Below are 26,849 nucleotides of genomic sequence, written 5' to 3' on the forward strand. Positions count from 1 at the left end.
GGTAATTCCTTAATACAGGCATTCGACGGCCATGGCCGTGGCTTCGCCGCCACCAATGCAGATCGCCGCGACGCCGCGCTTGAGACCCTTCTGGCGCAGGGCTGACAGCAGGGTCACCAGGATCCGTGCGCCAGACGCGCCGATCGGGTGGCCCAGCGCACAGGCTCCGCCGTGGACGTTGACCTTGTCATGGGCAATCTCCAGCTTGTCCATGGTCACCAGCCCGACCACGGCAAAGGCTTCGTTGACTTCGAACAGGTCGACTTGATCCAGCGACCAACCGGTTTTCTGCATCAGTTTCTTCACGGCGCCAATCGGTGCGGTGGGAAACAGGCTCGGAGTATCGGCAAACGCCGCGTGACCGTGGATCACCGCCAGGGGCTTGAGGCCACGCTGGGCAGCCTGGCCCTGGCGCATCAGCACCAGGGCAGCGGCACCATCGGAAATGGAACTGGCGTTGGCCGCCGTCACCGTGCCGCCCTCGCGGAACGCCGGTTTGAGCGAGGCGATCTTGTCGATCCGCGCTTTCGGCGGCTGCTCGTCGTGCCGAATGGTCACTTGTTCCTTGCCGACCATGACCTGCAACGGCACGATCTCGGCATCGAAACTGCCGTCCTTGATCGCCTGCTGGGCGCGGGTGGTGGACGCAATGGCGAAGGCATCCTGGGCCTCGCGACTCAAACCATTGGCCTCGGCGCAATCTTCGGCGAAAGTGCCCATCAGCCGACCTTTGTCGTAGGCGTCTTCCAGGCCATCGAGGAACATGTGGTCAAGCACCCGGCCATGGCCCATGCGATAACCGCCGCGGGCGCGATCGAGCAGGTACGGGGCGTTGGACATGCTCTCCATGCCGCCGGCCACCACCACCTCGGCGCTGCCGGCGATGAGCATGTCGTGGGCGAGGATCGTCGCTTCCATGCCCGAACCACACATCTTGTTGAGCGTGGTGCAGCGGGTCGACTTGTCGAGCCCGGCGCCCAGTGCGGCCTGACGTGCCGGTGCCTGGCCCTGGCCGGCGGCGAGCACGCAACCGAACAGCACTTCTTCAACCGCACCCGGCGCGATACCGGCCCGCTCCACGGCGGCCTTGATGGCGGCGGCACCGAGTTGCGGGGCGGTGAGGCTTTTCAGTTCGCCCTGGAAACCACCCATGGGGGTACGGACGGCGCTGACGATGACAATAGGATCGTTGGACATCATGAATCCTCCTTACTTATTTGGCTGCCATACGCAAGGCACCGTCGAGACGGATCACCTCGCCGTTGAGCATGCTGTTTTCAATAATATGCCTGGCCAGCGCCGCGTACTCGGACGGTTTCCCAAGGCGTGGCGGAAACGGCACGCCAGCGGCCAGGGAATCCCGCACCTCGGGGGTCATGCGGGCCATCATCGGGGTTTCGAAAATCCCCGGGGCAATGGTCATCACCCGGATACCGAAGCGCGCCAGTTCACGGGCGGCTGGCAACGTCAGGCTGGCGATGGCGCCTTTGGAGGCCGCGTAGGCGGCCTGGCCGATCTGGCCGTCGAAGGCCGCGACCGAAGCGGTGTTGATGATCACGCCACGTTCACCATCGGCGTCTGCCTCGGTTTCGGCAATGGCCGCAGCCGCCAGGCGCAGCAAGTTGAAGCTGCCAATCAGGTTGACGTTGATCACCTGGCTGAAGCTGTCCAGCCCGTGGGGGCCGTTCTTGCCGAGGATCTTCTCGCCGCGCACGATACCGGCGCAATTCACCAGGCCATTCAGACCACCGAACGCATCGACCGTGGCCTGGACCGCCGCTTCAGCCGCCGCTTCGTTGCTGATATCGGCCACCACGCTCTGGCAGCCCAGTTTTTGCGCCTGGGCGGCCACGGCGTCGGCGTTGAGGTCCACCAGCATCACCTTGGCGCCGGCCTTGACCAGCATCTCGCCGGTGGCCGCACCGAGGCCGGACGCGCCGCCGCTGACGAGGAAAATCTTGTTGTCGATCTGCATCATGGTTTCCTTGGGTTCAAGCTGAAACGTTCTGCGCCGCGGCCTCTTGAGCCTTGGCGATTTCCTGGTTGCGCAAGATAAAGCGCTGCAACTTGCCGCTTGGGGTTTTCGGCAAGTCGCTGACAAATTCGATTTCACGGGGATAAGCATGGGCCGCCAGACGCTTGCGCACATGCAGGCGCAATTCCTCGGCCAGCTCCGGTGAGGCGCGATATTGGGTGCTGAGCACCACGAAGGCCTTCACCAGCTCGGTGCGTTCCGGATCGGGCTTGCCGATCACCGCCGCTTCCACCACGGCCGGGTGTTCGATCAGCGCACTTTCCACATCGAACGGACCGACCCGGTAGCCGGAGGTAGTGATCACGTCATCGCTACGGCCGACGAAGCTGATGCTGCCGTCGGGGTTAAGCTCCACGGTGTCGCCGCTCAAGTAGTAGTCGCCAACGAAGGCCTTGGTCGGCGCACCTTCGTAACCGGCGAACCAGCACATGGGCGACTGGCTGCGGTCCACCGCGAGAATGCCCGGCTGGCCCACGCCCAGCTCGCGCTGGTTTTCGTCCAGCACCACGATCCGATGGCCCGGCGAGGCAAAACCGGCCGCCCCCAGATGCACCGGGTGTTCCAGCCCATGGTGGTTGCACAGCACCATGCCGAGTTCGGTCTGGCCATAATGGTCGTGGATCACCACGTTCAGATTGTCGGCGAACCAACGGATCACCTCCGGGTTCAACGGCTCACCAGCGCTGCTGACGATGCGCAGCTTGCCCTTGATCGAGCGGGCGAACTGCTCGCCCCCGGCGATCAACAGACGGTAGGCGGTGGGCGAACCGGTCAGGTTGGTGATGCCGTATTTGTTGATGACCCGGCAGGTGCTTTCCAGGGTGAACGGGCCATCGTAGAAAGTAATCGGATGTCCCATGGCCAGCGGCCCGGTCACGCCGAAATAAATGCCGTAGGCCCAACCGGGGTCGGCGACGTTCCAGAAGGCGTCTTCAGGTCGCAGGTCCACCGCGTCACGGGTGTAGCTCTGGAACGCAACGATGGCCTTGAGTGGCACCGACAGAGCCTTGGCAGGCCCTGTGGTGCCGGAGGTGAACATCAGCAGGAACGGGTCTTCGCCGGTGAGCATCAGCGGTTCGCACTGGCTGGAGTGGTTCGCCACTTCGGCCCAGAAACTGTAGTCGCCGCGCACGATGCCCTGGCCCTTTTCACCACCGACCGTGACGATGGTGGGGCAACCGGTGATTTCATTGAGCTTGGGACGGTTGACGGCGTCGGTCACGACGATCCGTGCGCCCGAGCTGCCGACGCGGTGCTCGATGGCCTTTGGCCCGAATGCGGTGAACAGCGGTTGATACACCGCTCCGATACGCCAGGTGGCGAGTACAACGATCAAGAGTTCCGCGGTGCGCGGCAGCAGGCCGGCCACTTTGTCGCCCTTGCCGACGCCTTGGGCGCGGAGGAAATTGGCGAACCGCGCGGCGTTGTCCTGCAGGTCACGGTAAGTCCAAGTCGCATCGCTGCCGTCACGGCCCTCCCAGAACAAGGCGATACGACCCGGCAACGCATGCCGGTCGCAACACTCGACACAGGCATTGAGCGCCTCGAGCGAGCCGTGCAGCGCGGCGTTGACGGTTTGCAGGTAATCGAATTGCGAAGTGGCGGACGAATAATCGCGCATGACCAGCATCCCTCTGTGTTTTTTATTGGTTGGGGGAACCGTGGATAGCAGGCAAATACTCGCGCCGAAGGGCTGTGGCGGCAATGGTCAAAGCCATCAAGTTGCTTGACTGGTTTGGCCATGGTTCAGGGGTGTGGTTCAGGGATGTGTTGCCTGTCGAGCCCCCCCCTGTGGCGAGGGAGCTTGCTCCCGCTGGGGCGCGAAGCGGCCCCAGAACCGGACAACCTGGTGTGTCAGGCTAATTGAGTTGACTGCTTTGGGGCTGCTGCGCAGCCCAGCGGGAGCAAGCTCCCTCGCCACAGAGGAGTTTTCAGCCACTACAAAGGATGCGCCCATGTGAATGAGTAAACCTTTTCCGGCACCGGGGACTGGCAGCGCTGGTTATCCGCATCAGCCCCCACCAGGAACCACTCGGCCCTCGAGGTATCGCCGGCCCGGCGAGCCTTTTGCGGGTCGTAACAGCGGGCCAGGTCCCGGGCGGGAACCAGGGCGAAGGCCCGGGGGTGGCTGCGCAGCCAGGTGGCGGATTGTTCCAGGGCGTTGCCGTTATAAAAGCCGAAATGCACGATGGGTTGCCGGGCGAACAGCCAATGGCCCTCGCGCCAACCCACGAGTACCAACTCGGCATTTGAAGTCATCCCCGCGACATCGCGCATCAAGGTCTGGTGGGGGTTGATGCCTTCCTTGTGGGGCTCGACGAAGCCGCGTACAAGCCAGGCACACAACCACAGCGCAGCCAATACGTTGAAAACCCTCCTGCCCCTCGGTCGCGCGCCAAACCAGCAGCGCAGCATCCATGGCACAAGCGGCGCCACCACCAGAATCAACGCGGGTAACGCGGGAAAGATATACAGCTTGCGCTTGCCGCTGCTCAGACTAAAGAACACCAACACCAGCAGTACCCAACCGAGCAGCACCAACACCCGACCGTCGTGCTTGAGCAGTTGTTTACGCCAGGCCGGCACCAGCCAGGGGAGCATGAACACAATCGGCAGCCAGTACTTCGGAATCACCTGGACGAAGAAATACCAGAATGGCTCGCGGTGCTCCCATGCGTTGGCATAACGCCCGGCAGTCTGCTTGAACAGGATTTCCTCGGCGTATGCCAGGCTGTCGGCACTGCCCTGCGAGACAATCATCAGCAAAGGCCCCAGCCATAACGCGATGGCGACCAATGCTACGAGCAGCCCCAGCCACCAGCGTCCCGCCTGGCCAGGCATGGCCACCACCCCCTTCCAACCTTTGCGCAGTGCATAGGCGTAGGGAATCAGCAATAGCACCGGCAGAAACCCCACGCCTTTGCTGATGATCCCCAACCCCATCGCCGCACACGCCACGTAGTACCAACGCCAGGCCGGGCCGAGCAGCATGTGCCGGCACAAGCCATAGATCCCCAGGATGGTCCAGAGCGCAAGGAAACCATCGATCTGCCCGGTGCGCAGGATGCTGTAGGTCTGGTAGGTCGCGAGAAACAAGAGCGCCGCGACCACCCCTACACGCCGCCCCCACAAGCGTCGGCCCAGGTCATACAGGCACGCGGTGGTAACGGCGCCTGCCAGCAGCGCAGGCAAGTACAGGGCAACTTTGGGCAGGTGGGTCAGTTGCACAAACAGCGCCACCGTCCACATGAACAGCGGCGGTTTGTCGGCATAGATTTCACCGGCCCGATAGGGAATGAACCAGGAGCCGTTCTGCAGCATCTCCAGGGCAACGCCAAGGAAGCGCTCCTCATCGACGTTCATCGGTTGGCGCCAGCCAAGGCCAGCGCCCACCATGATCAAGGCCAATACCACAAACGCCAGGAGCTCGAGCCGCGAGGAAGATAGTCGTATCCGCACGGTCTCAGCCTTTTTTGGCCAGTTCGGGGTTTTCCTGTTCATGATGCTTGGCGATCAACTGCAAATTGCGCAGGTAAACGATAAAGCCGAAGGACTGGCCGACAATGAACACCGGGTCTTCGCGGTAGATGGCATAGGCCAGCAACAGCGCGCTCCCGACGATGCTCAGGTACCAGAAACCAACGGGAATCATGCTGCGCTTTTTGTATTCGCTGTACAGCCATTGCAGGGCAAAACGCCCGGTGAATGCCAATTGACCACCGAAGCCAACGGCCAACCACAACGATTCTCTGCCCATTTCAAACCTCGGTTTCTTGTGCGTTGACGTCCAGGCGGGTGCGTTTGATCAGCCACCACACCCCGAACAGATCGACAATGCCCACCAGCGCCCGGTCCAGGTTGCCGTAATTGGACACCCCGGCCCCGCGCTCACGGTGATTGACCGGATGAACCAGCATCCGGCCGTTGTGACGGCGGATCAGCGCCGGAATGAAACGGTGCATGTGATCGAAATACGGCAGACGCAGAAACGCCTCGCGCTCGATCAACTTGATGCCGCAACCGGTATCGGGCGTCTGGTCCTTGAGCAGGCTGGCGCGCAATTTGTTGGCAAATCGCGAGGCCCAACGCTTGCTCGCCGTGTCCCGGCGGTTGACGCGATGCCCTGCCACCAGCTTGACGCCCGCGGGGGTGCCTTCGGAGCCGCGCACCAGGTCGAGCATTTTCGGCAGATCGGCCGGGTCGTTCTGACCGTCGCCGTCCAGGGTTGCCAACCAATGCCCGCGTGCCACTTCAGCGGCGTGGTAGACCGAGGTGCTCTGCCCGAGGGAACGGGTGTGGCTGAGCACCCGCAATTGCTGGTAGCCGCTAACTTGTAAGGTGCTTAACTCAGCGGCGGTGGCGTCGGTGCTCCCATCGTCCACCACGATGACCTCAAAGTTCTCATTGGCCAACGCCGTGCGCACTTCTTCAAGAAGTGGAATGAGATTACCTGCCTCGTTTTTGGCTGGAATCAGGACCGATACATAAGGGGGTTCGTGCATGATGCTCCAGAAAAAAAGCTGGGAAATGAGTGGTTAGACGGCGTAATAGTCGCGGTACCAATCGACAAACGACTGCACACCCACGGGCACCGCGACCTGTGGGCGAAACCCCACCCGCTCCTCCAGTTCACGAGTGTCCGCCCACGTGTCGACCACGTCGCCCGATTGCAGTGGCAAGAAATTCTTTATCGCGCGGATGCCCAGCGCTTCTTCAATGCACTCGATAAACTGCAAAAGCTTCACCGGTGAGCCGAAGCCGATGTTGTAGACTTTGTTGCGCACGCCGGTCTCATCGGTCGGGGGCAGCGGAATCAGGCGCACGAGGCCCTCGACGATGTCGTCGATATAGGTGAAATCGCGAGACATCGCGCCGTCGTTGTAAACGTCGATGGCGCGACCGTTGAGGATGGCATCGGTGAATTTGAAGGGCGCCATGTCGGGCCGTCCCCAAGGCCCATACACGGTAAAAAACCGCAGGCCGGTGGTGGGAATGCCATAGAGATGCGAGTAGGCGTGAGCCATCAGCTCATTGGCGCGCTTGGTCGCGGCATAGAAAGACACCGGCTGATCGACAGGGTCGGTCGTGGCGTACGGCAGGCGGTCGTTCAAGCCATACACCGAACTGCTCGAGGCGAAAATCAGGTGCGCCGGCCGATGGGCACGGCACGCTTCCAATATGTTGAGGAAACCTACCAGGTTGCTTTGCGCATAAACGTCCGGATTGTCGATGGAATAGCGCACGCCGGCTTGGGCCGCGAGGTGGACGACTTGGTCGAAGGCGTGTTCGGCAAACAACTCCAACAGTGCCGGTTTGTCTGCCACATCCAGCAGCTGAAAGCGGAAATCGCGATATTCGGCCAAATGAGCCAGTCGTGCCTGTTTCAGCTCGACGCTGTAGTAATTGTTGAGGTTGTCGATGCCAATGACCTGATGACCATCGCTGCACAACCGCTTGGCGGTATGAAATCCGATGAACCCTGCGACGCCGGTGACCAGTACTCTCATACGCGGCCCAAAACGGTCATTTGCATACATTACCCTGATGGATGGTCCGGCTTTTCCGGGGCTTGCACAGGCTTGTATCAGAAGAAAATGACGGTTTTACGAGCGTAGCGAAAAACCCTATGGGAGCTTGGGTAGGCACAAGATTGGAGGCCACCCGATGGGTCAATCTGGGTCGTTGAGAATCAGGCTGCGATAATGCCCCGGGTTGGACCCGGACCATTTGCGAAACGCCTTGTAGAAGGAGCTGGCATCGGCAAAACCCAGGCGCGAGGCGATTTCGACGAAACTGATGGAGGGCTCGGCCAGCCAGGTGATCGCCAGGTCCTTGCGCACGCTGTCCTTGAGGCCTTGGTAAGTCTGGCCCTCCTCCGCCAGGCGTCGACGCAGGGTGGAGGCGGACACGCACAGCTGCTGGGCCAGGGCCTCGGTTTCCGGCCACTGTTCGGCAGGCAACTGCCGCAGGTCGTGCCGGATACGGCTGGCCAGGCTTTGCGGGTCGCGGTATTTGACCAGGATGTTGGCCGGGGCCTGGGCCAGGAAGCGCTTGAGCTCATCAGCGTTGCGTCTGATCGGCAGGTCGAGGCATTCGGCGGCGAAAATCATCCGGGTGCGAGGCCGGTCAAAACGCAGGTTCTGGGAAAACATCACCCGGTAGTCGTCGCAGAAATCCGGCGCCGGGCAACGCAGCTCGACGGAAAGAATGGGAATGCGCCGCCCGGCCAGCCAGCAGGCCACCCCATGGACGATCATCCAGTAGGTGAAGTAGGTAAAGGCCCGGCGCGGTTCCTGATCGTCTTCCAGCAGCACGATCTCCGCCAGGCTTTGCTGGCGCACCCACTGGGCCGGCAGGTGTTCGAGCATCAGCGACAGAAAGCCCAGCCCCGCCGTCAAGCCGCTCGCCAGCGTCGGCTGGGCCATGGCGCACTGGCAGAGAAACGCCAGGCTGCCGGACTTGAGCTTGCGCGGGTCCATGCCAAAAAACTCGTCATCCAGGCGCCGGGCGAGCAAACGCCAGAGCCGCGCATAGGCATGGGCCGGGACCCGCGCCTGGGCGTCGTCGAGCAATGCGGGATCGATGCCCACCTTGCTCAATACCTCATCGGTAGCCGCTCCGGGAGCGCAGCTTTGCAGCAGCGCCTCACGCACCAACTGAATGGAGATGGTGTCTTTTTTCGACATGGCGCCGGTGTTCACAGGATCCGGTAAAGCAGCCGTTCTATCCGCACCCGGCTGACCCGTTTCAGGAACCTGGCCACGGCGTCGGGGTAATCCGGCAGGGTTTCCAGGTCCAGGTAACGTTCGATCCGGTGAGTGTGGCGGTAGATCTGTTCAAGCTCGGCCTGGCGCGGCGCCAGTAACTCGCCCTTGGGGTCGTCCAGCAACAGCGCGTTTTCCAGGTCCAGGCGAAAGGCCCGTGGGTTGAGGTTGTTGCCGGTCAGCAAGGTGTAGCGCTCGTCGATCCACATGCCCTTGAGGTGATAGGTGTTGTCCCCATCACGCCATAGGTGCAGGTTCAATTGGCCGCTGTCGATAGCGCGCTGATGGCGTTTGGCGAAGCGCCGCAAGCTGATTTCGTAGAGGTATGGCAGCGCCGCGATGATCTTGAACGGCTCGCTTGGCGCAATGTAGAAGTCGTTGGCGGTCTTGTCGCCGACGATGATGTCGATCTTGACCCCCCGGGCCAGGGCGCGATTGAGCTCCCGGGTCACCGCCAGGGGCAGGTTGAAATACGGTGTGCAAATGGTCAGTTGCTGGCGACTGCTGGCGATCAGCTCACCGATCACCCGGCTCAGCGGATTGTTCTTGCCCACCCCCAGCAACGGGCTTACCGACAGGCCGCTCTTATCGAGGCTGCCAACGCTGGTGTCATAGGTCGCGTACTTGAGGCGACTGCGCAGGTCGCCGATGTCCTTGCGCAAACTGCGGGTGCTGGGCAGGTTCGGCAGGTCCAGGCGGTGCACGGCCCTGGAGGTGATCAGGCCGTGCTGCACCAGGTGATGCATCGAATCGGCCAGTGCCGTGTTCTGCAGCAGGTGATAGCGGTCGTAGCGGTATTTGTCGAACTTGTGCAGGTAGACGTTATTCAGGCTGGCGCCGCTGTAGAGCACACAGTCGTCAATCACGAAGCCTTTCAAGTGCAGCACGCCGAACAGCTCGCGGGTCTGTACCGGCACGCCGTAGATCGGCACTTCGCTGGCATGGGTGCGAGTCTGTTCCTGATACCACGCCGAGTTGCCCGGCTGCTTCTTGGCGCCGATCAGCCCGCGCTGGGCCCGCAGCCAGTCCACCACCACGACCACATCCAGTTCCGGACGCGCGGCCTTGGCGGCATGCAGGGCATCGAGGATTTCCTGGCCGGCCTCGTCCTGTTGCAGGTACAGCGCGACGATGTAGATGCGCTGGGTGGCCTGGGCGATTTTCTCCAGCAGGCAACGGCGGAATTGGGCAGCGCCATCGAGGATGGTCACCGCGTCGGCGGTCAGTGCAAAGCTGCGCAGCTTGGGCAGCAGGGAGCGTTTGAAAAGCGACGGCATAGGGCTCGCAAAAGGTCGATTCCGAAGAACGGATGAGCTTACACCATGGATGGGTTTGGGTCTTCCTGTCCTCAAGAAAAAAAGACTTGACCAAGGAGAACGATCATTCTACTTTTGTTTCATGAACGAAATCACTGGTAATGAAACACGAGACATCATCCTCGATGTCGCCGAAAAGTTGATCTATAAAAGTGGCATCGCCGCCACCGGCATGGACCTTCTGGTGAAAACCGCCGGCGTCTCCAGGAAAAGTGTCTATCGCTACTTCGCCAACAAGGACGACCTGATCGTGGCCGCCCTCAGGCGGCGGGATGAGCGCTGGATGCACTGGTTCAGCAGCGAAGTGGACAAGGCGCCGACACCGACGGCGCGGCTGCTCAACCTGTTCACCGTACTCAAGGGCTGGTTCGACAGCGAAGGTTTCCGCGGCTGTGCATTCATCAACACCAGTGGCGAGACAGGCGATCCACAGGATCCGGTCCGCCAAGTGGCGAAGATGCACAAACAGAAGTTGCTCGATTACGTCACCCGGCTGTGCGTCGAACAAGGTGTCCAGAACCCGGACGCACTGGCCCGCCAACTCCTGATTCTGATTGACGGCGCCATTACCGTGGCGCTGGTCATGGGCGACCACAGCGCGGCTGACGACGCCCAGGACTTGCTGAAAAAACTGTTACACGCCTGACCCGTTGAACCCTTGTGCAATTCGTCAATTCACTGGAGATCCGCCATGTCTGCCTCTTCCGAAGTTCGCCCGCCGTTGCCGCCGTTCACTCGTGAATCGGCGATCGAGAAAGTTCGCCTGGCCGAAGACGGCTGGAACTCTCGTGACCCACAAAAAGTATCCCTGGCCTACACGCTGGATACTCAATGGCGTAACCGCGCCGAATTCGCCCATAACCGCGAGGAAGCCAAGGCGTTCCTGACCCGCAAATGGGCCAAGGAACTGGATTATCGGCTGATCAAGGAGCTCTGGGCCTTCACCGATAACCGCATCGCCGTGCGCTATGCCTACGAATGGCACGACGACTCGAGCAACTGGTTCCGCTCCTACGGCAACGAAAACTGGGAGTTCGACGAACAAGGCCTGATGTACAACCGTTATGCCTGCATCAACGACATGCCGATCAAGGAAAGCGAGCGCAAGTTCCGCTGGCCGCTGGGCCGCCGGCCGGACGATCATCCGGGCTTGTCTGAGTTGGGGTTGTAACGCTCTTGACTGGACTGAGTACATATCCATTTCTGCGGTAAAGGCTGCTGGCGGTTCCGCCCTGACGGCGGGTCACTTTTGGAAGAGCGCCAAAAGTAACCAAAAGCGCTTTGCCCCACCACTCGGTGCCTCGCCTAGGCTCGGCATGCCCTCACTCCGGCATTGCTCCGTGGGCCGCCGCGAAGGGCCATCCATGGCCCAGCGCGGCTATCCCGGCATCCATGCCGGGATGCCCACTGCACAATGCCTGCGTTCGGCCAGCGTGGTTAACGGGGCGCCCGAGATCAACGTCCACGCCGAGGCGGCCTTATAGCCGACCTGGCTCCCCCGGTCGTACACCCATCAGATCTGTGGGAGCAAAGCTCGCTCGCGATGGCGGTGGCAAATCCGACAAAGGTGCAGGCTGACTCACCGCTATCACGAGCAAGCTCCCACAGCAGCGCCAGACAAGCGGCCCCTCCAACAGGCTTGACCCACATGCCGCCAGGCATCACATTGCCTGGGCCGGCGATAAGCTCGCTGTTTCGTTGTGCAGCAGATTTTTGTGGAGCCCATGACCGCGTCGATTCCGATCCGTCCCCCCTGCCCGCCCGGCGTCTGCGATTGTGGCCGTGATGCCTTGCTGCAAGCGCCTGGCAGCGACCTGCGCATCCTTTGCCTGAATCGCCAGGAAGAAAAACGCCTGCTTGAACGTTTGGAGAACATCCAGAGCCTCGACGAACTCCAGCGCCTGCAGCAACGCCTGTACGAGAACCTGGGGATCCGCTTGAGCGTCGAGCCCGGCTATAACGAAGTGCGGACCATGCGCGGCATTGCCATCGAATTCCAGGAGCAGCCCGGCCTGTGCCGGAAAATTCGCCAGTCCATCCCCGCCGCCATTCGCCGCGGGCTGGAAAAACGCCCCGAGATCGCCTGGCGGCTGCTGGATGCCCACGATCTGTTTCGCGACATCTGAACCCAGGCGGCTCCTTCCCTGGAGCGGCACCTCGGCCTAGAAATCCACCGTTGCGGAAAGCAGGTAGGTGCGCGGGGTCGACAGCGTCAAGCCAGGCTCACTGTCATCCGACGCGCCGGCCGAACTCCAGTAGCGCTTGTCTGCCACGTTTTCGATATTGGCCCGCAGGGTGATGTGTTTTTCGTCGACCTTGAATGCATAGCGGGCGCCCACGTCGAAACGTTCCCAGGAATCGATTTCCTTGGTGTTGGACTGGTCCAGGTACTGCGAGCTGGAATAGATGCCACGGCTGGTCAAGGTCAGGCCCTGTAGCGTCGGCACGTCCCACTCGGCGCCGAGGTTGACATTGTACTTCGGCGTGGCCGGTGCGCGGTTGCCGTCGAAAGTGCCGTTGGTGGTATGGGTCAATTCGCTGTCGATGTACATCACGCCGCCGAGCAAACGGGTTCCCTTCAGCGGTTCGCCAAACACACTCAACTCCACGCCGGTGTTTTCTCGCTTGCCGTTCGGGCCGAAGACACGCGTCGTCGCGTCGGTCGCATAGGCCGGCTGTTTGATCCGGAACAGGGCGGCGGTGACGGCGAACGGACCGGCATCATACTTGGCGCCCACCTCGACCTGACGGCTGATGAATGGCGGGAAAATCTCGTCCTCGTTCACCGAGGTCGACGGCGCGATCTTGCCCTGGCTCAGGCCTTCCATGTAGTTGGCATACAACGACAGCTTGTCGGTCGCCTTGAACAGGATGCCGCCCGACGGCGAAACCTTTTCTTCGTCGTAGGCGGTGTCGCCCTTGACGTTATTCGTCCAGTCGTCAACCTTCACCCGCTGCCAGCGGGCGCCGAGGGTCAGCAGCAATCGATCATCGAACAGCCCCAGGGTGTCGGACAAGGCCACGCCACTGAAGCGGTTCTCGGTATAGACCTTGTCGTCCTGTCGGGTCGGGTTGCTCGGCGTCGGGGTCTGTACCGGGTCATACAGGTTGCTGCGACCGTTGGCGTAGCGGGCGCCGCCATTTTCGAAGTCCATGTAGAAATAACTGGCCGCCAGGTTGACCTCATGGCTCACCGGACCGGTATGGAACCAGTTGCGCACCCCGGCCGTGGCCGTGCGGACATTTTCGTCGCGGGTAAAATCTCGGGGCTGGACCGTGAAGTCACCGGCGTCGTTGGTGACCGAAACGTTGTGCCTGAGGAAGTCATGCTCGCTTTTGCGCGCGCCGACACCGCCATACAGCATGACGGAATCGTTGACGTCGAATTCAGCGTTCACGGCGCCGAAGGTGTCCTTGGTGCGTGCCTTGCTCCAGGACTGGGCGTAGTTGTCACGTACGTCACTGGCGTGAGGAACCTGTGCATTGGCACCCACCTGCACGCGCTCCTGGGGCGCGTCGGTGTTACGCCCGGTGTGGCCGATGTCCGTCGACAGTCGCAGGCGCTCACCGCGAAAATCCAGGCCCAGCACCGCCATCTCGCGGTCCACGCTCTGGTGATCCCATTCGGTGTCGCCCGCCTGCTTCACGCCATTGAAACGAATACCGAACTTGTCATCCTCACCAAAACGCCGACCGACATCCACGGCACCGCCAAGCTGGTTGTTGGAGGCATAGCTGCCGGTGAACGAGGTGATGGGCTTGTCGGTGGCACGCTTGGGCACCACGTTGATCCCGCCCCCCACGCTGCCCCGCGGCGAGATACCGTTGATAAGCTGGCTCGGGCCCTTGAGGATATCGACGCGTTCGGCCATCTCCATGTCGATGGTGTAGGTCGGCAAGATGCCGTAGAGACCGTTGTACGCCACATCACTGTTAAACAGGCTGAAACCACGAATGGTGAACTGCTCGTAGCGCCCGCCCGCCGGGTTGGTGGCGCGGACCGAGGGGTCGCTGGCGATAAGGTCGCCCAAGGTACGCGCCTGCTGGTTCTTGACCACCGCGCTGGTATAGGTGGTCATGCTGAACGGCGTTTCCATGAAGTCCCGCGAGCCCAGCAAGCCTTGCGAACCGCGACGAGCAACCTGGCCACCGGCATACGCCGGGCTGTCTGTCGACGCCGTGGCGCCGAGAATCGAGGTGGGTGCCAGTTGCAGGCTGCCGCGTTCCGGTGCCGGCGTCAGGATATAGGCCTGCTCACCCACCGCTTGCAATTGCAGGCCCGAGCCCGACAACAGCCGGGCAAACCCCTCCTCAACCCCGAACTCACCCGAAAGGCCGGCGCTGTTGCGACCACTCACCAGGGCCGGGTCCACCGACAGGTTGACGCCCGCCAGCCCGGCAAACCGGGTCAACGCCACGCCGAGGCTGCCAGCCGGCACCTGGTAGCTGCGCCGGTCGGCGTCTTCGGCCAGGCTCGATGAGATAAAGAATGGGCTGGCGCTCAAACTCAGCATGAGGCTCAGGTTCAACAGCGGACGCCAGCCGGCAAAGGCCGGGCGCAAAAGCAAAGGTGCAACTGCGGACATTGGAAAGCGCTCTCATTTTTGTTCAGTTGCCTTGAATGACAAGCGAGACAAAAAAAGGGGACAGGCCTCAGGCCATATTTTTGCGAAGTGTCAACGTGACCCAGTAGCGAGTGCGCATGTGCACGTCCAGCGGTAGGCTGGCCGCAAGCAGCGTGAGGATTCGGTCGGTGTTGTCCAGGCGGAAGCTGCCTGTGATTCGCAGGGGTTCCAGGGTTTCGTCCCAACGCAACACCCCGGGGCGATAACGGCTCAGTTCCCGCAGGAAATGCCCCAGTGGCTGGTCCTGCGCAACCAATACGCCGTCACGCCAACCCAGCTGTGCCACGTCGAACGCCTTCACTGGCCCCGCGCCCGAGTCCTGGATGTTGACCTGCTGGCCTGCTTCCAGGCTCAGCAATGGCCCGCGCAAGGGTTGCAGTTGTGCCGAGCCGCTGACCACCGACACCCGGCAATCGCGTTCGCCCAGGTGCACACAGATTTCGCCACGACCGACGGTGATGAGCCCGTAGGGTGATTGAACGGACAGCGGCGTGCGCCCGGCGAGCGTGAGGGCGATTTCGCCGCGCAACAGCACCAGGCGATGCGTCTTGAGGTCCAGGTCAACGGCGCTGTCGGTGTTCAGTTGCAGCGCACTGCCATCGACCAGCGACCAGCGCCGTTGCTCGCCCGTGGCGGTGTGCAAATCAGCGCGCCAGGCCTCCAATGGCAGCTCTCGCCCCAGCAACCAAGCGGTCGGGACCAATGCGGCGACGCCCAATGCGCGTTTGAGCGCCTCGCGCCGAGCCAGCACTGGGCGGTCCAGCGCTGCCATGCCCAGGGACGCGGGCACCCCGGCAAAGCGCTGGCGCAATCGCTGGGCCTTCTGCCAGGCCGCCTCGTGATGAGCGCTGCTGTCGCGCCAGCGTTGCAGGGCCGCCGAGTCGAACGCATCTGCGTCGAACTCCATCAGGGTCAACCAGCGAGCCGCCGCCCGCGCCGCTTCGCGGGCTTCGGGTGAAGGGGCCGAGCGCATCAGAAGTCCACCAACAGGCAATGCTCATAGGCCTGGGCCATGTAGCGTTTCACGGTGCGTTCGGACACGTGCAGGCGTTCGGCGATCTCGCGATAACCCAGGCCTTCAAGTTGGCTCCAGAGAAAAGCCCGCCGCACCAGGGGCGGCAGGCCATCGAGCAGTTCGTCCAGGGCTTGCAGGGTTTCCAGCAGCAGCCAGCGTTGCTCTGGCGACGGTGCGCAGGCTTCGGGCAGGCTCGCCAGGGCGTCGAGATACGCCTGTTCAAGACTGCGCCGGGTGTAGAAATTGCTCAGCAGACGTTTGCCAACGGTCAGCAGATAAGCCCGGGGTTCTTGCAGGTCAGCCAATGTCTGGGAACTGGAAAGCACCCGCAGGAAGGTATCCTGGCGCAGGTCCGCCGCATCCCAGGCATTGCCCATGCGCCGTCGCAACCAGCCTTCCAGCCAACTACCGTGGTCACGGTATAACGCATGGAGGGAATGCTCCGTCGGCGTAACTGCATCACACATGTCCAGAAGCCTGCGCAAAGTCTTAAATGAGACTGATTCTAATTAATGTTCGCGCGTTAATCCAAGCTCTTTATACAAAGTGTGTCTAAACAGGGGGTGGGATTGATTGGGGGCTGCTACGCAGCCCAGCGGGAGCAAGCTCCCTCGCCACAGGGCAGATTTGGAATCCTGTGGGAGCGAGCAGTGCGATCAGTGACTCGCGTGCAAGGTCTTCGCCACCTCGGGCATGGCCGATGAGTGATGGTTGATGATCTTCCACTGGCCATCGAGGCGCTCATAGAGGAAGGTGTAGCGCGCCTGGACCTCGCGCTTGGAACCGTCGGCCTGGGTGAGCGTGAAGGTATAGACACCACTGTCCATCGCCGCATCGGGGCCCAGATGGCGGATCTCCCGGTAGTTGATTTGCCCGACCGGTTTGCCGGCCAGGAAATGCTCGAAGTAATCCTGGATCTGCGCCGGTGTGTTGCGCACCTTGTTGGAAACAGTCGGTTGCAAAATCGCATCCGGGGCGTAGAGGCCGGTCACGGCTGTGGCGCTACCGGTTTGCAGCGCGGCGTTCCAGCGGTCGAACAATGCCGCGATCTCGCGGTCATTCACATTCTTGGGCAACTCGGCCACCGTGCGATACACATAAGGCGTAGCCTCAAGCGCCTGGACAAGCGGTGCGGCCAGCAGGAACAAAGCAGCAATGGCGCAGGTTTTCATTTTCATCAAAGTGTTCCTTTGGGTTTCAATGGGGCCACTTTGCCGGCCTTCCCTGCCTTCGCCATCGGCCAACCGGTGCCAATCGCCTATGCCGTTCGGCAGATAGGCCCGGTGCCGGTGACACGTTCTAATGACGCCACCGCGAACCGGACCGGTCCTCTTCCACGCTGGAGTTCCCCATGCAAAGCCCACCCCATGACCCCGGCAGCGCCCTGGCCATCCGCAGCCAATATCGCCAGTCGCAAAGCCGCGCCGCACGCCTGGGCCTGCTGCTGGGCACCGGCCATGAACTGACGCAACTGCCCCTGTCGGCCATGCGCCAGCGTGCGCTGCAACGGGCGTGCGCGTTCATGGCCATGGACCATGGCCTGCTGCTGGAGTGGGCACCGGACCACCCGTTGCGCACCCTCGCCAGCCACGGCAGCGCGGAGCGACTCGAGCTGCTCGCCAACCTGGCCCGGCCACAAACGCCCGGCCCACAATGGCTGGAGTCGCCCGGCAGCGCCCTGCCCCAGGTCTTGCGGGTGCCGTTGCGGGCCTCCGACGGTATAGCGTTCGGGGCGTTGTTGCTGGGTAACAGCGTGGCCCTCGGCGCGCCGGACAACGAAGACATCGAATCGCTGCAATTGCTGGCAACGCTGTTGGCGGCGCACTTGGAGAACAGCCGTCTGCTCGAAGCACTCCAGGCCCGCGAGCGGACCATGTCCGAGTTGGTCCACCGCCTGTTCAGCGCCCAGGAAGACGAACGCAAGCGCGTGGCCTACGACCTGCACGACGGCCTGGCACAGAACCTCGCCGGTTTGCATCAGCGCTTGCAGGGCTTCGCCGGTCGCTGCCCGTCGCTACCGCCTGCACTGGCCAACGAGCTGCAAAGCATCCTCGACCTGGCCCAAGGCTGCGTTGGCGAGGGCCGGCAGTTGATCGGTGGCCTGCGCCCCCACGTACTGGATGATTTCGGCCTGTACAAAGCCGTCGACAAGGAAGCCGACCGCCTGCGTGACGCGGACCTGACGGTGACCTGGGTCGAACACAGCACCGCGCGCCTGCCGGGCCACACGGAGATCGCCTTGTTTCGCATTGCCCAGGAAGGCATCAACAACATCCTCAAGCACGCCCAGGCCAGCCACGTGTGTTTGGGATTGGCGGTAGAAGACGGCCACGCTTGCCTGCGCGTGGAGGACGACGGCCGTGGCTTTGCCCTGGAGCAACCCATCGAAACCAATGGCAGTTGCCATCTGGGACTGGCCGCCATGCAGGAACGCGCGCACTTGCTGGACGGCCACTTGAGCTGTTGCAGCCAGCCCGGCGGCGGCACCCGACTGCTGGCCAGCGTGCCGCTACCGGCCCACGGAGGACACCCATGACCCCTCCCTTGCGCCTGCTGCTGGCCGATGACCACGAAGTCACCCGCACCGGGTTTATCAGCATGCTCGCCGGCAACCCGGGATTCGAGGTCGTCGGCCAGGCCCGCGACGGCCAGGAAGCCCTCGACCTGTGCGAGCGGCTACAGCCGGACATCGCGATTCTCGACATCCGCATGCCCGTCCTCAACGGCCTGGGCGCGGCGCGGATCCTGCAACAGCGCCAGCCCGGAATCAAAGTCGTGATTTTCACCATGGATGACAGCCCAGACCACCTCGAAGCCGCCATCGGTGCGGGCGCGGTCGGCTATCTGCTCAAGGACGCCAGCCGCAATGAAGTGCTCGACGCCCTCAAACGGGTCGCCCAGGGCGAAGAGGCGTTGAACAGTTCGGTCAGCGCGCGCCTGCTGCGCCGCATGGCCGAGCGCGGTGCCAATGGCGCCACTCAAGTCCAGGCCCTGACCGCCCGAGAACGCCAGGTCCTGGGTCTGGTGGCCGGCGGTTTCAGCAACCGTGAAATCGGCGAAAAGCTGGGCATCGCGCCCGGCACGGCCAAGGCCCACGTAGAGCGAGTCATCGGCAAACTGGGCGCCGCCGACCGGACCCAGGCCGCCGTGCGCGGCGTTGCCCTGGGCCTGGTGGCGCAACCCTCCGGGCAATGGCCATGAGGTTTCTCGCCGCCCGCCGCTGGGCCGACCTGCCCTTGCGAGGCAAGGCCCTGGTGGTGATTTCCCTGCCGCTGGTGGTCCTGCTGCTGTCGCTGGTGCTGATCTATATCACCGAACGCCAGACCGCACGGGCCGAAGAGGACGTGCGCCGGGTGCTGCTGGTCCAGGGCGATATCCAGACAGTCCATACCCTGTTGGCCGAGGCAGCGGCCAGCGTACGAGGTTACCTGCTGACCCGGCGCGAAGATTTCCTGCCCAGCTACGAACAGGCCACGCCGCTGATCCACGCGGCGTTGCAGCGCCTGGACCACAACATTCGCGATGCCAGGATGCGTGAACACCTCAAGACCATCACCCCGCTGATCGCCGACAAACTCGACGGTCTGCTCGCGTTGCGCAACGGCAAGCGCGACGACCCCGAGGCCATCACCGCGATCCTGATCGAAAACAAACAGGTGCTGGATGTGCTGCGCGAGCAGATCAGCGCCATGCGCATCCGCGAGGACGCCCTGCTCGCCGACCGCAGCGCCGCCGCCTCGGCCACGCGCATGCGCCTGTTGTTCGCCACCTTGCTGGCGGCGGTATGCGGGCTGCTGGGGGCGATTGTCGCGGTGTTGTTCCTGTCCAAGGGCATTGTCGCCCGCGTCCAGCAGGTGCAAGGCAACGCCCAGCGCCTGGCATTGGGCCAACCCTTGTTGCCGCAACCGCCGGAGCAGGACGAAATAGGCCAGCTCGGCACGCGCCTGGTGGAGGCCGGACAGTTGCTCGCCGAACGCGAGCGGGCCCTGCGCGACAACGAGGAGCGCTTGCGGCTGATCATCGATGGCGTGAAGGACTATGGGATCTTCGCTTTGAATGCCCAAGGCTACGTCACCACCTGGAACGCCGGCGCGCAGCGGATCAAGGGCTACACCGAGCAGGAAATCCTCGGCCGCCATTTTTCCCTGTTCTACCTGGCCGAGGAATGCCCGGCGCACCCGGACATGGCCTTGCGCGAAGCCACCCGCGACGGTCATTACATGGAAGAAGGCTGGCGTTGCCGCAAGGACGGCAGCCGCTTCTGGGCCAGCGTGGTCATCACCGCCCAATACGATGGCACCGGCGCCTTGCGCGGTTTTTCCAAGATCACCCGCGACATCACCGACCGGCGCGCTGCCGAGATCGCCCTGCGTACCGCCCGCGAAGAAGCCGAAAGCGCCAGCCGGGCCAAGAGCGAGTTTCTCTCGCGCATGAGCCATGAGCTGCGTACGCCACTGAACGCCATCCTCGGTTTTGCTCAATTGCTGGATATGGACTCCACGGCTGGCCAACGCCCCCAGGTCAGTCATATCCTGCGGGCCGGCCAGCACTTGCTGGCGCTGATCAACGAGGTGCTGGACATTGCCCGGATCGAAGCCGGGCGCCTGCCGCTGAACATCGAGCCGATCGCCCTGTCGACGGTGCTGCACGAAGCCCTGACCTTGGTTTCACCGATGGCCGCCGACGCCGGGATCCACTTGGCCGAGCTGCCAGCGCTGCCCGACGACAGCGGCGTGCTCGCGGACCGCCAACGCCTGGTGCAGGTACTGCTCAACCTGCTGTCCAACGCCATCAAGTACAACCGGCCCGGCGGTGAGGTGCGCATCGAAGTCAGCGTCCAGGCCCATCAGGTGAGCATCGCCGTCAACGACACGGGTCATGGCATTGCCCCGGAACAGCTGGACCAACTGTTCAAGCCCTTCGAACGCCTGGGTGCCGATCCCCAGGTCGAGGGCACTGGCTTGGGGTTGTCGTTGAGCAAGAGCCTGCTGGAAATGATGCAAGGTAACTTGCAGGTCCACAGCGAGCCCGGACACGGCTGCTGTTTCACCCTGCAACTGCCCGGCACCCAGGTAGTTGGCGCGCATTTGCCACCCATCGCCGCCCTGGCGGTGACGCGTTCGCCTCTGGACTATCACGGCAAGGTCCTGTGCATCGAAGACAACCTGTCGAGCCTGGCGCTGATCGAAACCCTGATGCAACGTCGCCCGGGCATCCAGCTGTTGTCGAGCATGCAAGGCCAGATGGGCCTGGACCTCGCTCGCCAGCACAGCCCGCAACTGATCCTGCTGGACGTCAGCCTGCCTGACCTCGAAGGCCTGGAAGTCTTGCGCCGCCTGCGCCAGTCCCCGGCCACCGCCGCCACGCCCGTGCTGATGATCACCGCCGATGCCAGCGACCTGACCCACCGCGCCCTGCGTGACGCCGGCGCCACGGCGATCCTGACCAAACCTATTCATATCCAGGCCTTCCTGGGCCACCTCGAGCACTATCTACCGGAGCCCGCATGAATCGCGACTTGCGCATTCTGATCGTCGACGATCAGCGCCCCAACCTGGACCTGATGGAACAACTGCTGGCCCGCGAAGGGTTGCACAACGTGCTGAGCAGCACCGAACCTTTGCGCACGCTCGACCTGTTCAACAGCTTCGAGCCGGACCTGGTCATCCTCGACCTGCACATGCCGGCGTTCGACGGCTTTGCCGTGCTGGAGCAACTCAACCGGCGCATTCCGGCCAATGATTACCTGCCGATCCTGGTGCTGACTGCCGACGCGACCCGAGACACGCGCCTGCGGGCCCTGGCCCTCGGCGCCCGGGATTTCATCAGCAAACCCTTGGACGCGCTGGAAACCATGTTGCGCATCTGGAACCTGCTCGAAACTCGCGCGCTCTATAAGGCGTTGCGCGAGTTGATCCCGTCCCAGCAGATCGAACTGTTGCGCCAGCACCGTCCTGCTGCCGGCCCGGCTTGACCTGGCGGCCGTTCCATCGAGGCATGCGAAGCATGGAAGTCACTGAACGAACATCAGCAACCGGCCTGCAGGCACACATTCGCGGCGAGCGCCTGGCGACGTCCGACGGCGTATCGGCCAAGGAGATTCTGGTCGAGATCTTCGTCCGTGAGCGCAGCGAAGCACACATCGTCGTGCCGGCAGTGGCCGAACCGTTGCTCGTCTGGGTCCTGTCCGGGGAAGCCATCGTCGAGGAGCGCGTTGCCGACGAGGCGTGGGAAGCGAATACCGTGGGCAGCGGAGATTTTTTCCTGACCACATCCCCGGTTCCTTATGAGATGCGCTGGCAAGTGACCAGTCGCGAGCCGTTTGTGGTCATGCACCTGTACCTGGGGTTGGCATTGCTGGAACGCGCCCTTGCCGAAGCCGGCGGCAGCGGCGCGATCCAGCTGCGGGAAGTCTCTGGCGGGCGGGATGAAGCACTTTCGGCCTTGCTCGAACAGATTCGGGCGGAATTGACCCGGCGCGGTGAAACCAGTGCCTTGCTGATCCAGGGCGTGGCTCAGTGCGTAGCGGTGCACCTGGCGCGGCATTATCTGGATGCCAGTGCCGACGACATGTCCGGACGTAACGCCCTGCCCGCTTTCAAGCTCAAGCGGGTGACCCAGTTGATGGAACAACACCTGGCCGAACCCTTCAGCCTCGGTGACCTGGCCCAAGCCATCGGTATGAGCGAATACCACTTCAGCCGCCTGTTCAAACGCGCCACCGGGCGATCACCTTCGCAATACTTCATCCAACTGAGAATGGCCCGGGCCCGGCAACTGCTGCTGGAAACCGAGCGCAGCGTCATCGATATCGGCCTGGAGGTCGGCTATGGCAGCGCCAGTCACTTCTCCCAGGTATTCCGCCGCGAAGTGGGTGTGGCGCCAAGTCATTACCGCAAGTAAGGACCACACATCCCCTGTGGCGAGGTAGCTTGCTCCCGCTCGGTTGCGAAGCGACCGCAAGATTTTGGGACCGCTGCGCGCTCCAGCGGGAGCAAGCTCCCTCGCCACAATGGGGTTCTTGGCCGATGTCTAGATACGGCGTTTATTTGATCCGGTAGTGGAAGGTATTGCGCACTGCCGGCACCGTCACCGCCTTGCCATCGATGATCCGCGGCTGATAACGAAACGTCTGGGCGGCAGCCAAGGACGGTCGGATGAACAATGGGTGGCAACCGTCGAGCACCTTGGGGTTATCGATCCGCCCGTCCGGCGTCACGCTGTATTCCACGGTGCAATCGCCTTCCAGGCCCTTGTCCAGGGCGCGTTGTGGATAGTCCGGGGCTTGCTTGCTCAGCGGTTGGTAGCTGCGGCTGTCGGCGACGGCCTGGCGCGCCTGCTCGGCTTGGCGTTGCTCGGCAAGTGCTTGCGCCTGCCGGGCCTGACGCTGTTGTTCGGCGACCTGCTGCTCGGCGTCTTGCCTGCGTCGTTCGCTTTCCTGGCGTTCGCGCTGCTGTTGGGCCTGTTGCTCGCGCTTTTGCTCCTCGACCCGTTTGCGGGCCAGGGCCGCCTGCTCCAGTTTCTGTGCCTGGACACGCAGATCGACAACAGGTTGGCTGGGAACGGGACGCGGCGCTTCTACCGGCGCCGAAGTCGGCTCGGCCGATGGCCGTGCTACAGGAATAACAGCGGCCGGTGCAGGCGCTTCGGGCACCGGTGCCGCTGGCAACATCACCAGTTGCGTGCGCAACACCCGGGGCGCCTCGGCGGCTGGCTTTTCCACGCTCCAACCCAGCACCAACAACGCCACCACACCCGCGTGCAGGGCCACGGCGAGCCCCGCCGCCAGGCCGTTTTTCCAGAAGCGACGGCCCAGCGCAGGCACGCTCAAGGAGGGCCTGTGCATGATCATCGCCGTCATTGCGGCGCCTCGGTCACCAGTCCCAGATTGCTCACGCCGCCCTGCTGCAACGCGGCCATGGCTGCAACGACCCGGCCATAATCGGCATGCTCGTCGGCACGGATGTACACCTGGGTATCGCTGCGCTCGGCCACGACCTGCGCCACCTTCACGCGCATCTGCTCCAGATCCACAGCGCTGTCAGTAGCGTGGTGGGTGTCCAGCTCACCGCCCAGGTTCCAGTAGTAACCGCCCTCGGCCTTGACCGACAGGGTGAGGATTTGCTGGCGACTGTCGTTGGCCAGTGCTTCGCTGGCGACCTTGGGCAGTTCGATCTTCACGCCCTGGGTCAGCATCGGTGCGGTGACCATGAAAATCACCAGCAGCACCAACATCACGTCGATGTACGGCACCACGTTCATTTCGGCCTTGGGACCGTGCTTGCGTTGTGGCTTGACGAGCATCTGCCCTCTCCTCTCAAGCGGCCGTGGCCAGGTTTACCGGTGCACCGTGCAGCTTGCGGTGCAGACGCGCCTGCAGCTCGTTGCCAAAGGCGTAGTAACGGGTCAGCAGGGTCTGGCCGCGAGCGGCGAAACGGTTATAGGCAATGACCGCTGGGATCGCCGCGAACAAGCCGATGGCCGTGGCGATCAGCGCTTCGGCAATACCCGGCGCCACAGTGGAAAGGCTGGCCTGTTGCACTTGGGACAGGCCGATAAAGGCATTCATGATCCCCCAGACGGTGCCGAACAAACCAATGTAGGGGCTGACCGAACCGACGGTGGCGAGAAATTGCAGGCCTTTTTCCAGCTGTATTTCCTGTTCGCTGATCGCCACTTGCAGCGCGCGCTCGACGCCTTCAAGCACCACTTCTGGCGTGCTTGAAGGTTGGTTGAGCTGAGTGAAGGCCAGCACACCCGCCTGAAAAATCGGCGTGACACCAGCGTCTTCTTCGCGGACTTGTGCGTGTTCCCGGTACAAGGGCAACAGATCCTGGCTGCTGCGAAAACGCTGCATGAAACCGTGGAACTGACGCTCGTTGCGTTGCAGCACGGCGCTGCGCTGGATGATCAGATACCAGCTCAATAGCGAGGCCAGCAGCAACGTGAGCATGACCGCCTTGACCAGCAGACTCGCGTCACTGATCAGGCCCCAGATCGTCATGTGTTCCAGAGTGGCTTGCATGGTTGAAACTCCTGTCTGGCGGTTATTCGATGAAATGTTCGTGACCGGTTGATGACAGCGTCGCTCAAGGCAGGCGCAGCGCTTTCGCCACGTCGGCCCAGGGCACGAACTTGAAGTTCTGGGTCTGCTCGGGCATGCGCTTGCGTCCATCCTGGACCACCAGCATGCCCTGGCTCCAAGGCCCGCCGAGGTTCATCGAGGTCACCTCCAGGCCATCGGTTTCCGACGCGCCATCAATGCCCGCGGCAGCGTTCAGGCCGACCCGGAAGGCGCCCCGCACGGCATAAGGCGGCTCGGCATCGAGCACCAGGTAGCTGTCGTTGCCCTGGCTGGAGATCACCAGGTAGTCGTGGCCGTTGGCCTGGTACAAGGCCATGCCCTCAACGTCAGCGTGCAACAATGGGCCAACCTTGATCACACTGTTCAAGATCGCCGGTTGGTCGGCCCGGGCATCCACCTCCCAGACGCCTACATCCTCTTCACCGAGAAACAGACGCTGGCGCCGCTCATCTGCCACGCAACCTTCGGGCTGGCTGTCGACGCTGAACTGGCGCACCAACTGGCCTTTCACCACGCCGTCCGGCGCGCTCAGGCGGTACTGCACGAAGCGCCCGTCCTTGCCGTTGGCGAAGGCATACAGCTCACCTTCGGCAGGTTGGAACAGGCAGATGCCGTAGATTTCCTGCAATGACGTCATGATCTCGCCCGCTTCGCGCAACTCGCCACTGGCGCGGTCGATACTGAACAGGCTCAAGCTGTTGCGATCTCGGTTGCTGGCCACGGCCAGATCGACGGTTTGCGTGCCCAGTTTGAAGTTCGCCCGTACATCGACGTTATTCAGGCGCCCGACCGCCAGTTCCTGCAGCAGCTTGCCTTGCAGGTTATAGGCCAGCAGGCCTTGCTTCTTGTTGGTGCCCAGCACCCGGCTCAGCCCGGGCGTCGTTGGATGCACCCAGATCGCCGGGTCATCGGCGGCATCGCCCTGGCGGGCCACCGGTTCGCTCTGGACGATGGCCGTCACAGTGGGCAGTACCGGCGGCAAAGGCACTGGCGTGGGTTTCCAGCTGATTTCACCTTGGTACAGGTGACCGTTGTCATCGTCGCGCAGCAGCACTTCGACGCCACTTTTCGTCAGCCGCGCCGCGAGGTTTTCCGGCTCCTTCAGACCCACCAGCGGCAGACTGGCTTTAGCACTCCACCCCTCTCCCTGCTGCTGATACACATGCAGGCGCGCCGCTTCCGGGTCCAGCCCCAACAGGCCGCCCGGCAACACGGCCATGGCCCCGGCGCGTTGCTGGAGCTCGCCGAACGGTGCGCGCATCGCCACGGGCACCCGCACGGTCTCGGCCTCAGAGGATGCCGGGTAGGCCCACCAACCCACCCGCTCCTCGTTGACGAATAACTGATTAGCGCTGTCCTGCACCTGGCAGGTCTTGGCATCCGGCGGCAACGGCAGGCCCCGCACCCGTTGCGCGGTGTCGCTCAGGCGCTCGCCATTGCCCACCAGCCATTGCTCGCCCTTGCCTTCCTCGCCGACCAGGAACACAAACAGGTTGCTCGCCTCGTCGCGGTACAGGCACAGGCCGTTGACCGGGAAGTCCCGCGTGGGCAGGTACAGCGGCGTGCCCCACTGGCGGCTTTGTGGGTCGAGGCTGACGACCATGGCTTGCTGGCGCTCGCTGTCGAGGCTGGCGACCAGCACGTTCTCGCCTTGGGCACGGCTATCGACACCTTCGAAGGTGCCCTTCAGGCGCGTCAGTTCGCGACCTTGGGCATCGAGCAAGAACAGGCCCTCGCGGGTGCTGGCCAGGCGTTCGGTCGTCGAAGGGCCAGGCAGGAATGCCAGGGCGTTGATCGACCGTTGTTCGGCTTGAGGCCAGGGTTGCAGCTTTAGCTTGGGCGCTGAAGCAGCCGCCAGCGCGGCAGCTGATGCCAGGCTGAGCGCCATCGCCAGTAGGCAGCGCTTGGGTAAGAAAAACATCGTGATCAACGGGAAAATCCTTGTCATTGGGCCAACTTCAGAAATGGCATGTCCACTATTCCTGTGGCGAGGGAGCTTGCTCCCGCTT

Annotated in this window: 26 protein-coding genes; 9 read left to right on the top strand and 17 right to left on the bottom strand. The window is 62.9% G+C overall.

Annotated elements, in window-relative coordinates; translation table 11 throughout:
- Positions 1 to 9 precede the first annotated feature (9 nt).
- From V7773_RS00765 to pssA, 9 genes are all read right to left on the bottom strand, one after another.
- Entirely contained in the window at positions 10 to 1,197 is a 1,188-nt protein-coding gene (locus V7773_RS00765; RefSeq protein ID WP_336071699.1) for an acetyl-CoA C-acyltransferase, read from the bottom strand.
- Positions 1,198 to 1,213: 16 nt separating this feature from the next.
- A complete protein-coding gene (locus V7773_RS00770) occupies positions 1,214 to 1,975 on the bottom strand; it encodes an SDR family NAD(P)-dependent oxidoreductase (protein WP_336071701.1) in 762 nt (253 codons plus the stop codon).
- Between the two features lie 16 nt (positions 1,976 to 1,991).
- A complete protein-coding gene (locus V7773_RS00775; RefSeq protein ID WP_336071703.1) occupies positions 1,992 to 3,656 on the bottom strand; it encodes an AMP-binding protein in 1,665 nt (554 codons plus the stop codon).
- A gap of 317 nt (positions 3,657 to 3,973) precedes the next feature.
- Complete coding sequence (locus V7773_RS00780; RefSeq protein ID WP_336071917.1) at positions 3,974 to 5,431, bottom strand: ArnT family glycosyltransferase; 1,458 nt, start codon at positions 5,429 to 5,431, stop codon at positions 3,974 to 3,976.
- A 67-nt stretch (positions 5,432 to 5,498) separates the two neighbouring features.
- On the bottom strand, positions 5,499 to 5,792 hold the full coding sequence (locus V7773_RS00785; RefSeq protein WP_063321222.1) for a lipid-A-disaccharide synthase N-terminal domain-containing protein: 294 nt from the start codon (positions 5,790 to 5,792) through the stop codon (positions 5,499 to 5,501).
- A gap of 1 nt (position 5,793) precedes the next feature.
- On the bottom strand, positions 5,794 to 6,537 hold the full coding sequence (locus V7773_RS00790; RefSeq protein WP_336071706.1) for a glycosyltransferase family 2 protein: 744 nt from the start codon (positions 6,535 to 6,537) through the stop codon (positions 5,794 to 5,796).
- 33 nt (positions 6,538 to 6,570) lie between these two features.
- Positions 6,571 to 7,542 carry an NAD-dependent epimerase gene (locus V7773_RS00795; RefSeq protein WP_336071707.1) on the bottom strand — a complete coding sequence of 324 codons (972 nt, stop codon included), beginning with the start codon at positions 7,540 to 7,542 and terminating at the stop codon, positions 6,571 to 6,573.
- A gap of 162 nt (positions 7,543 to 7,704) precedes the next feature.
- A complete protein-coding gene (locus tag V7773_RS00800; protein WP_092463540.1) occupies positions 7,705 to 8,721 on the bottom strand; it encodes an AraC family transcriptional regulator in 1,017 nt (338 codons plus the stop codon).
- An 11-nt stretch (positions 8,722 to 8,732) separates the two neighbouring features.
- The gene (gene pssA / locus V7773_RS00805; protein WP_092224242.1) at positions 8,733 to 10,076 is read right to left on the bottom strand and encodes a CDP-diacylglycerol--serine O-phosphatidyltransferase; all 1,344 of its coding nucleotides are present in this window, start codon (positions 10,074 to 10,076) and stop codon (positions 8,733 to 8,735) included.
- Between the two features lie 121 nt (positions 10,077 to 10,197).
- Here pssA and V7773_RS00810 point away from each other — a divergent pair, with 121 nt between their 5' ends.
- From V7773_RS00810 to V7773_RS00825, 4 genes are all read left to right on the top strand, one after another.
- On the top strand, positions 10,198 to 10,761 hold the full coding sequence (locus V7773_RS00810) for a TetR/AcrR family transcriptional regulator (protein WP_092224240.1): 564 nt from the start codon (positions 10,198 to 10,200) through the stop codon (positions 10,759 to 10,761).
- 45 nt (positions 10,762 to 10,806) lie between these two features.
- A complete protein-coding gene (locus tag V7773_RS00815; RefSeq protein ID WP_336071711.1) occupies positions 10,807 to 11,286 on the top strand; it encodes a nuclear transport factor 2 family protein in 480 nt (159 codons plus the stop codon).
- Positions 11,287 to 11,431: 145 nt separating this feature from the next.
- A complete protein-coding gene (locus V7773_RS00820; protein ID WP_158265815.1) occupies positions 11,432 to 11,599 on the top strand; it encodes a hypothetical protein in 168 nt (55 codons plus the stop codon).
- A gap of 240 nt (positions 11,600 to 11,839) precedes the next feature.
- On the top strand, positions 11,840 to 12,241 hold the full coding sequence (locus V7773_RS00825; RefSeq protein WP_083569150.1) for a hypothetical protein: 402 nt from the start codon (positions 11,840 to 11,842) through the stop codon (positions 12,239 to 12,241).
- Between the two features lie 36 nt (positions 12,242 to 12,277).
- On the opposite strand, the gene V7773_RS00830 is transcribed toward V7773_RS00825, so the two are convergent.
- The 4 genes from V7773_RS00830 to V7773_RS00845 form a co-directional block, all read right to left on the bottom strand.
- On the bottom strand, positions 12,278 to 14,701 hold the full coding sequence (locus V7773_RS00830; RefSeq protein ID WP_336071713.1) for a TonB-dependent receptor: 2,424 nt from the start codon (positions 14,699 to 14,701) through the stop codon (positions 12,278 to 12,280).
- Positions 14,702 to 14,768: 67 nt separating this feature from the next.
- Entirely contained in the window at positions 14,769 to 15,713 is a 945-nt protein-coding gene (locus V7773_RS00835) for a FecR domain-containing protein (RefSeq protein ID WP_063321216.1), read from the bottom strand.
- Positions 15,713 to 16,222 carry a sigma-70 family RNA polymerase sigma factor gene (locus tag V7773_RS00840; protein WP_063321215.1) on the bottom strand — a complete coding sequence of 170 codons (510 nt, stop codon included), beginning with the start codon at positions 16,220 to 16,222 and terminating at the stop codon, positions 15,713 to 15,715. The genes V7773_RS00835 and V7773_RS00840 overlap by 1 nt, the downstream gene beginning before the upstream one ends.
- Before the next feature lie 189 nt (positions 16,223 to 16,411).
- The gene (locus V7773_RS00845) at positions 16,412 to 16,933 is read right to left on the bottom strand and encodes an SgcJ/EcaC family oxidoreductase (protein ID WP_072345326.1); all 522 of its coding nucleotides are present in this window, start codon (positions 16,931 to 16,933) and stop codon (positions 16,412 to 16,414) included.
- A gap of 173 nt (positions 16,934 to 17,106) precedes the next feature.
- Here V7773_RS00845 and V7773_RS00850 point away from each other — a divergent pair, with 173 nt between their 5' ends.
- Genes V7773_RS00850 through V7773_RS00870 form a run of 5 tightly spaced genes read left to right on the top strand, consistent with a single transcriptional unit; the run spans position 17,107 to position 22,658 of the window.
- Positions 17,107 to 18,291 (top strand): sensor histidine kinase, encoded by a 1,185-nt coding sequence (locus tag V7773_RS00850; RefSeq protein WP_092143270.1) that lies wholly within the window; start codon positions 17,107 to 17,109, stop codon positions 18,289 to 18,291.
- Positions 18,288 to 18,956 carry a response regulator transcription factor gene (locus V7773_RS00855; protein WP_336071718.1) on the top strand — a complete coding sequence of 223 codons (669 nt, stop codon included), beginning with the start codon at positions 18,288 to 18,290 and terminating at the stop codon, positions 18,954 to 18,956. The genes V7773_RS00850 and V7773_RS00855 overlap by 4 nt, the downstream gene beginning before the upstream one ends.
- Positions 18,953 to 21,265, top strand: coding sequence for an ATP-binding protein (locus tag V7773_RS00860; protein ID WP_170862073.1), 2,313 nt, complete (start codon positions 18,953 to 18,955; stop codon positions 21,263 to 21,265). The genes V7773_RS00855 and V7773_RS00860 overlap by 4 nt, the downstream gene beginning before the upstream one ends.
- Complete coding sequence (locus tag V7773_RS00865) at positions 21,262 to 21,729, top strand: response regulator (protein WP_018610463.1); 468 nt, start codon at positions 21,262 to 21,264, stop codon at positions 21,727 to 21,729. The genes V7773_RS00860 and V7773_RS00865 overlap by 4 nt, the downstream gene beginning before the upstream one ends.
- A gap of 32 nt (positions 21,730 to 21,761) precedes the next feature.
- Positions 21,762 to 22,658, top strand: coding sequence for a helix-turn-helix domain-containing protein (locus V7773_RS00870; protein WP_336071723.1), 897 nt, complete (start codon positions 21,762 to 21,764; stop codon positions 22,656 to 22,658).
- Positions 22,659 to 22,800: 142 nt separating this feature from the next.
- On the opposite strand, the gene V7773_RS00875 is transcribed toward V7773_RS00870, so the two are convergent.
- From V7773_RS00875 to V7773_RS00890, 4 genes are all read right to left on the bottom strand, one after another.
- Complete coding sequence (locus V7773_RS00875; RefSeq protein ID WP_336071725.1) at positions 22,801 to 23,616, bottom strand: energy transducer TonB; 816 nt, start codon at positions 23,614 to 23,616, stop codon at positions 22,801 to 22,803.
- Positions 23,613 to 24,059, bottom strand: a complete 447-nt coding sequence (tolR, locus tag V7773_RS00880; protein ID WP_063321210.1) for a protein TolR — start codon at positions 24,057 to 24,059, stop codon at positions 23,613 to 23,615. Before tolR ends, V7773_RS00875 begins: the two co-directional genes overlap by 4 nt.
- A gap of 13 nt (positions 24,060 to 24,072) precedes the next feature.
- Positions 24,073 to 24,780: a protein TolQ gene (tolQ, locus tag V7773_RS00885; protein WP_092224226.1), complete on the bottom strand. Its 708-nt coding sequence runs from the start codon at positions 24,778 to 24,780 to the stop codon at positions 24,073 to 24,075.
- Between the two features lie 64 nt (positions 24,781 to 24,844).
- Complete coding sequence (locus V7773_RS00890) at positions 24,845 to 26,770, bottom strand: phytase (RefSeq protein ID WP_442963436.1); 1,926 nt, start codon at positions 26,768 to 26,770, stop codon at positions 24,845 to 24,847.
- Positions 26,771 to 26,849 lie beyond the last annotated feature (79 nt).

It is taken from the genome of Pseudomonas sp. 3JA (genome assembly GCF_036961705.1).
Lineage (GTDB): Bacteria > Pseudomonadota > Gammaproteobacteria > Pseudomonadales > Pseudomonadaceae > Aquipseudomonas > Aquipseudomonas fluorescens_Q.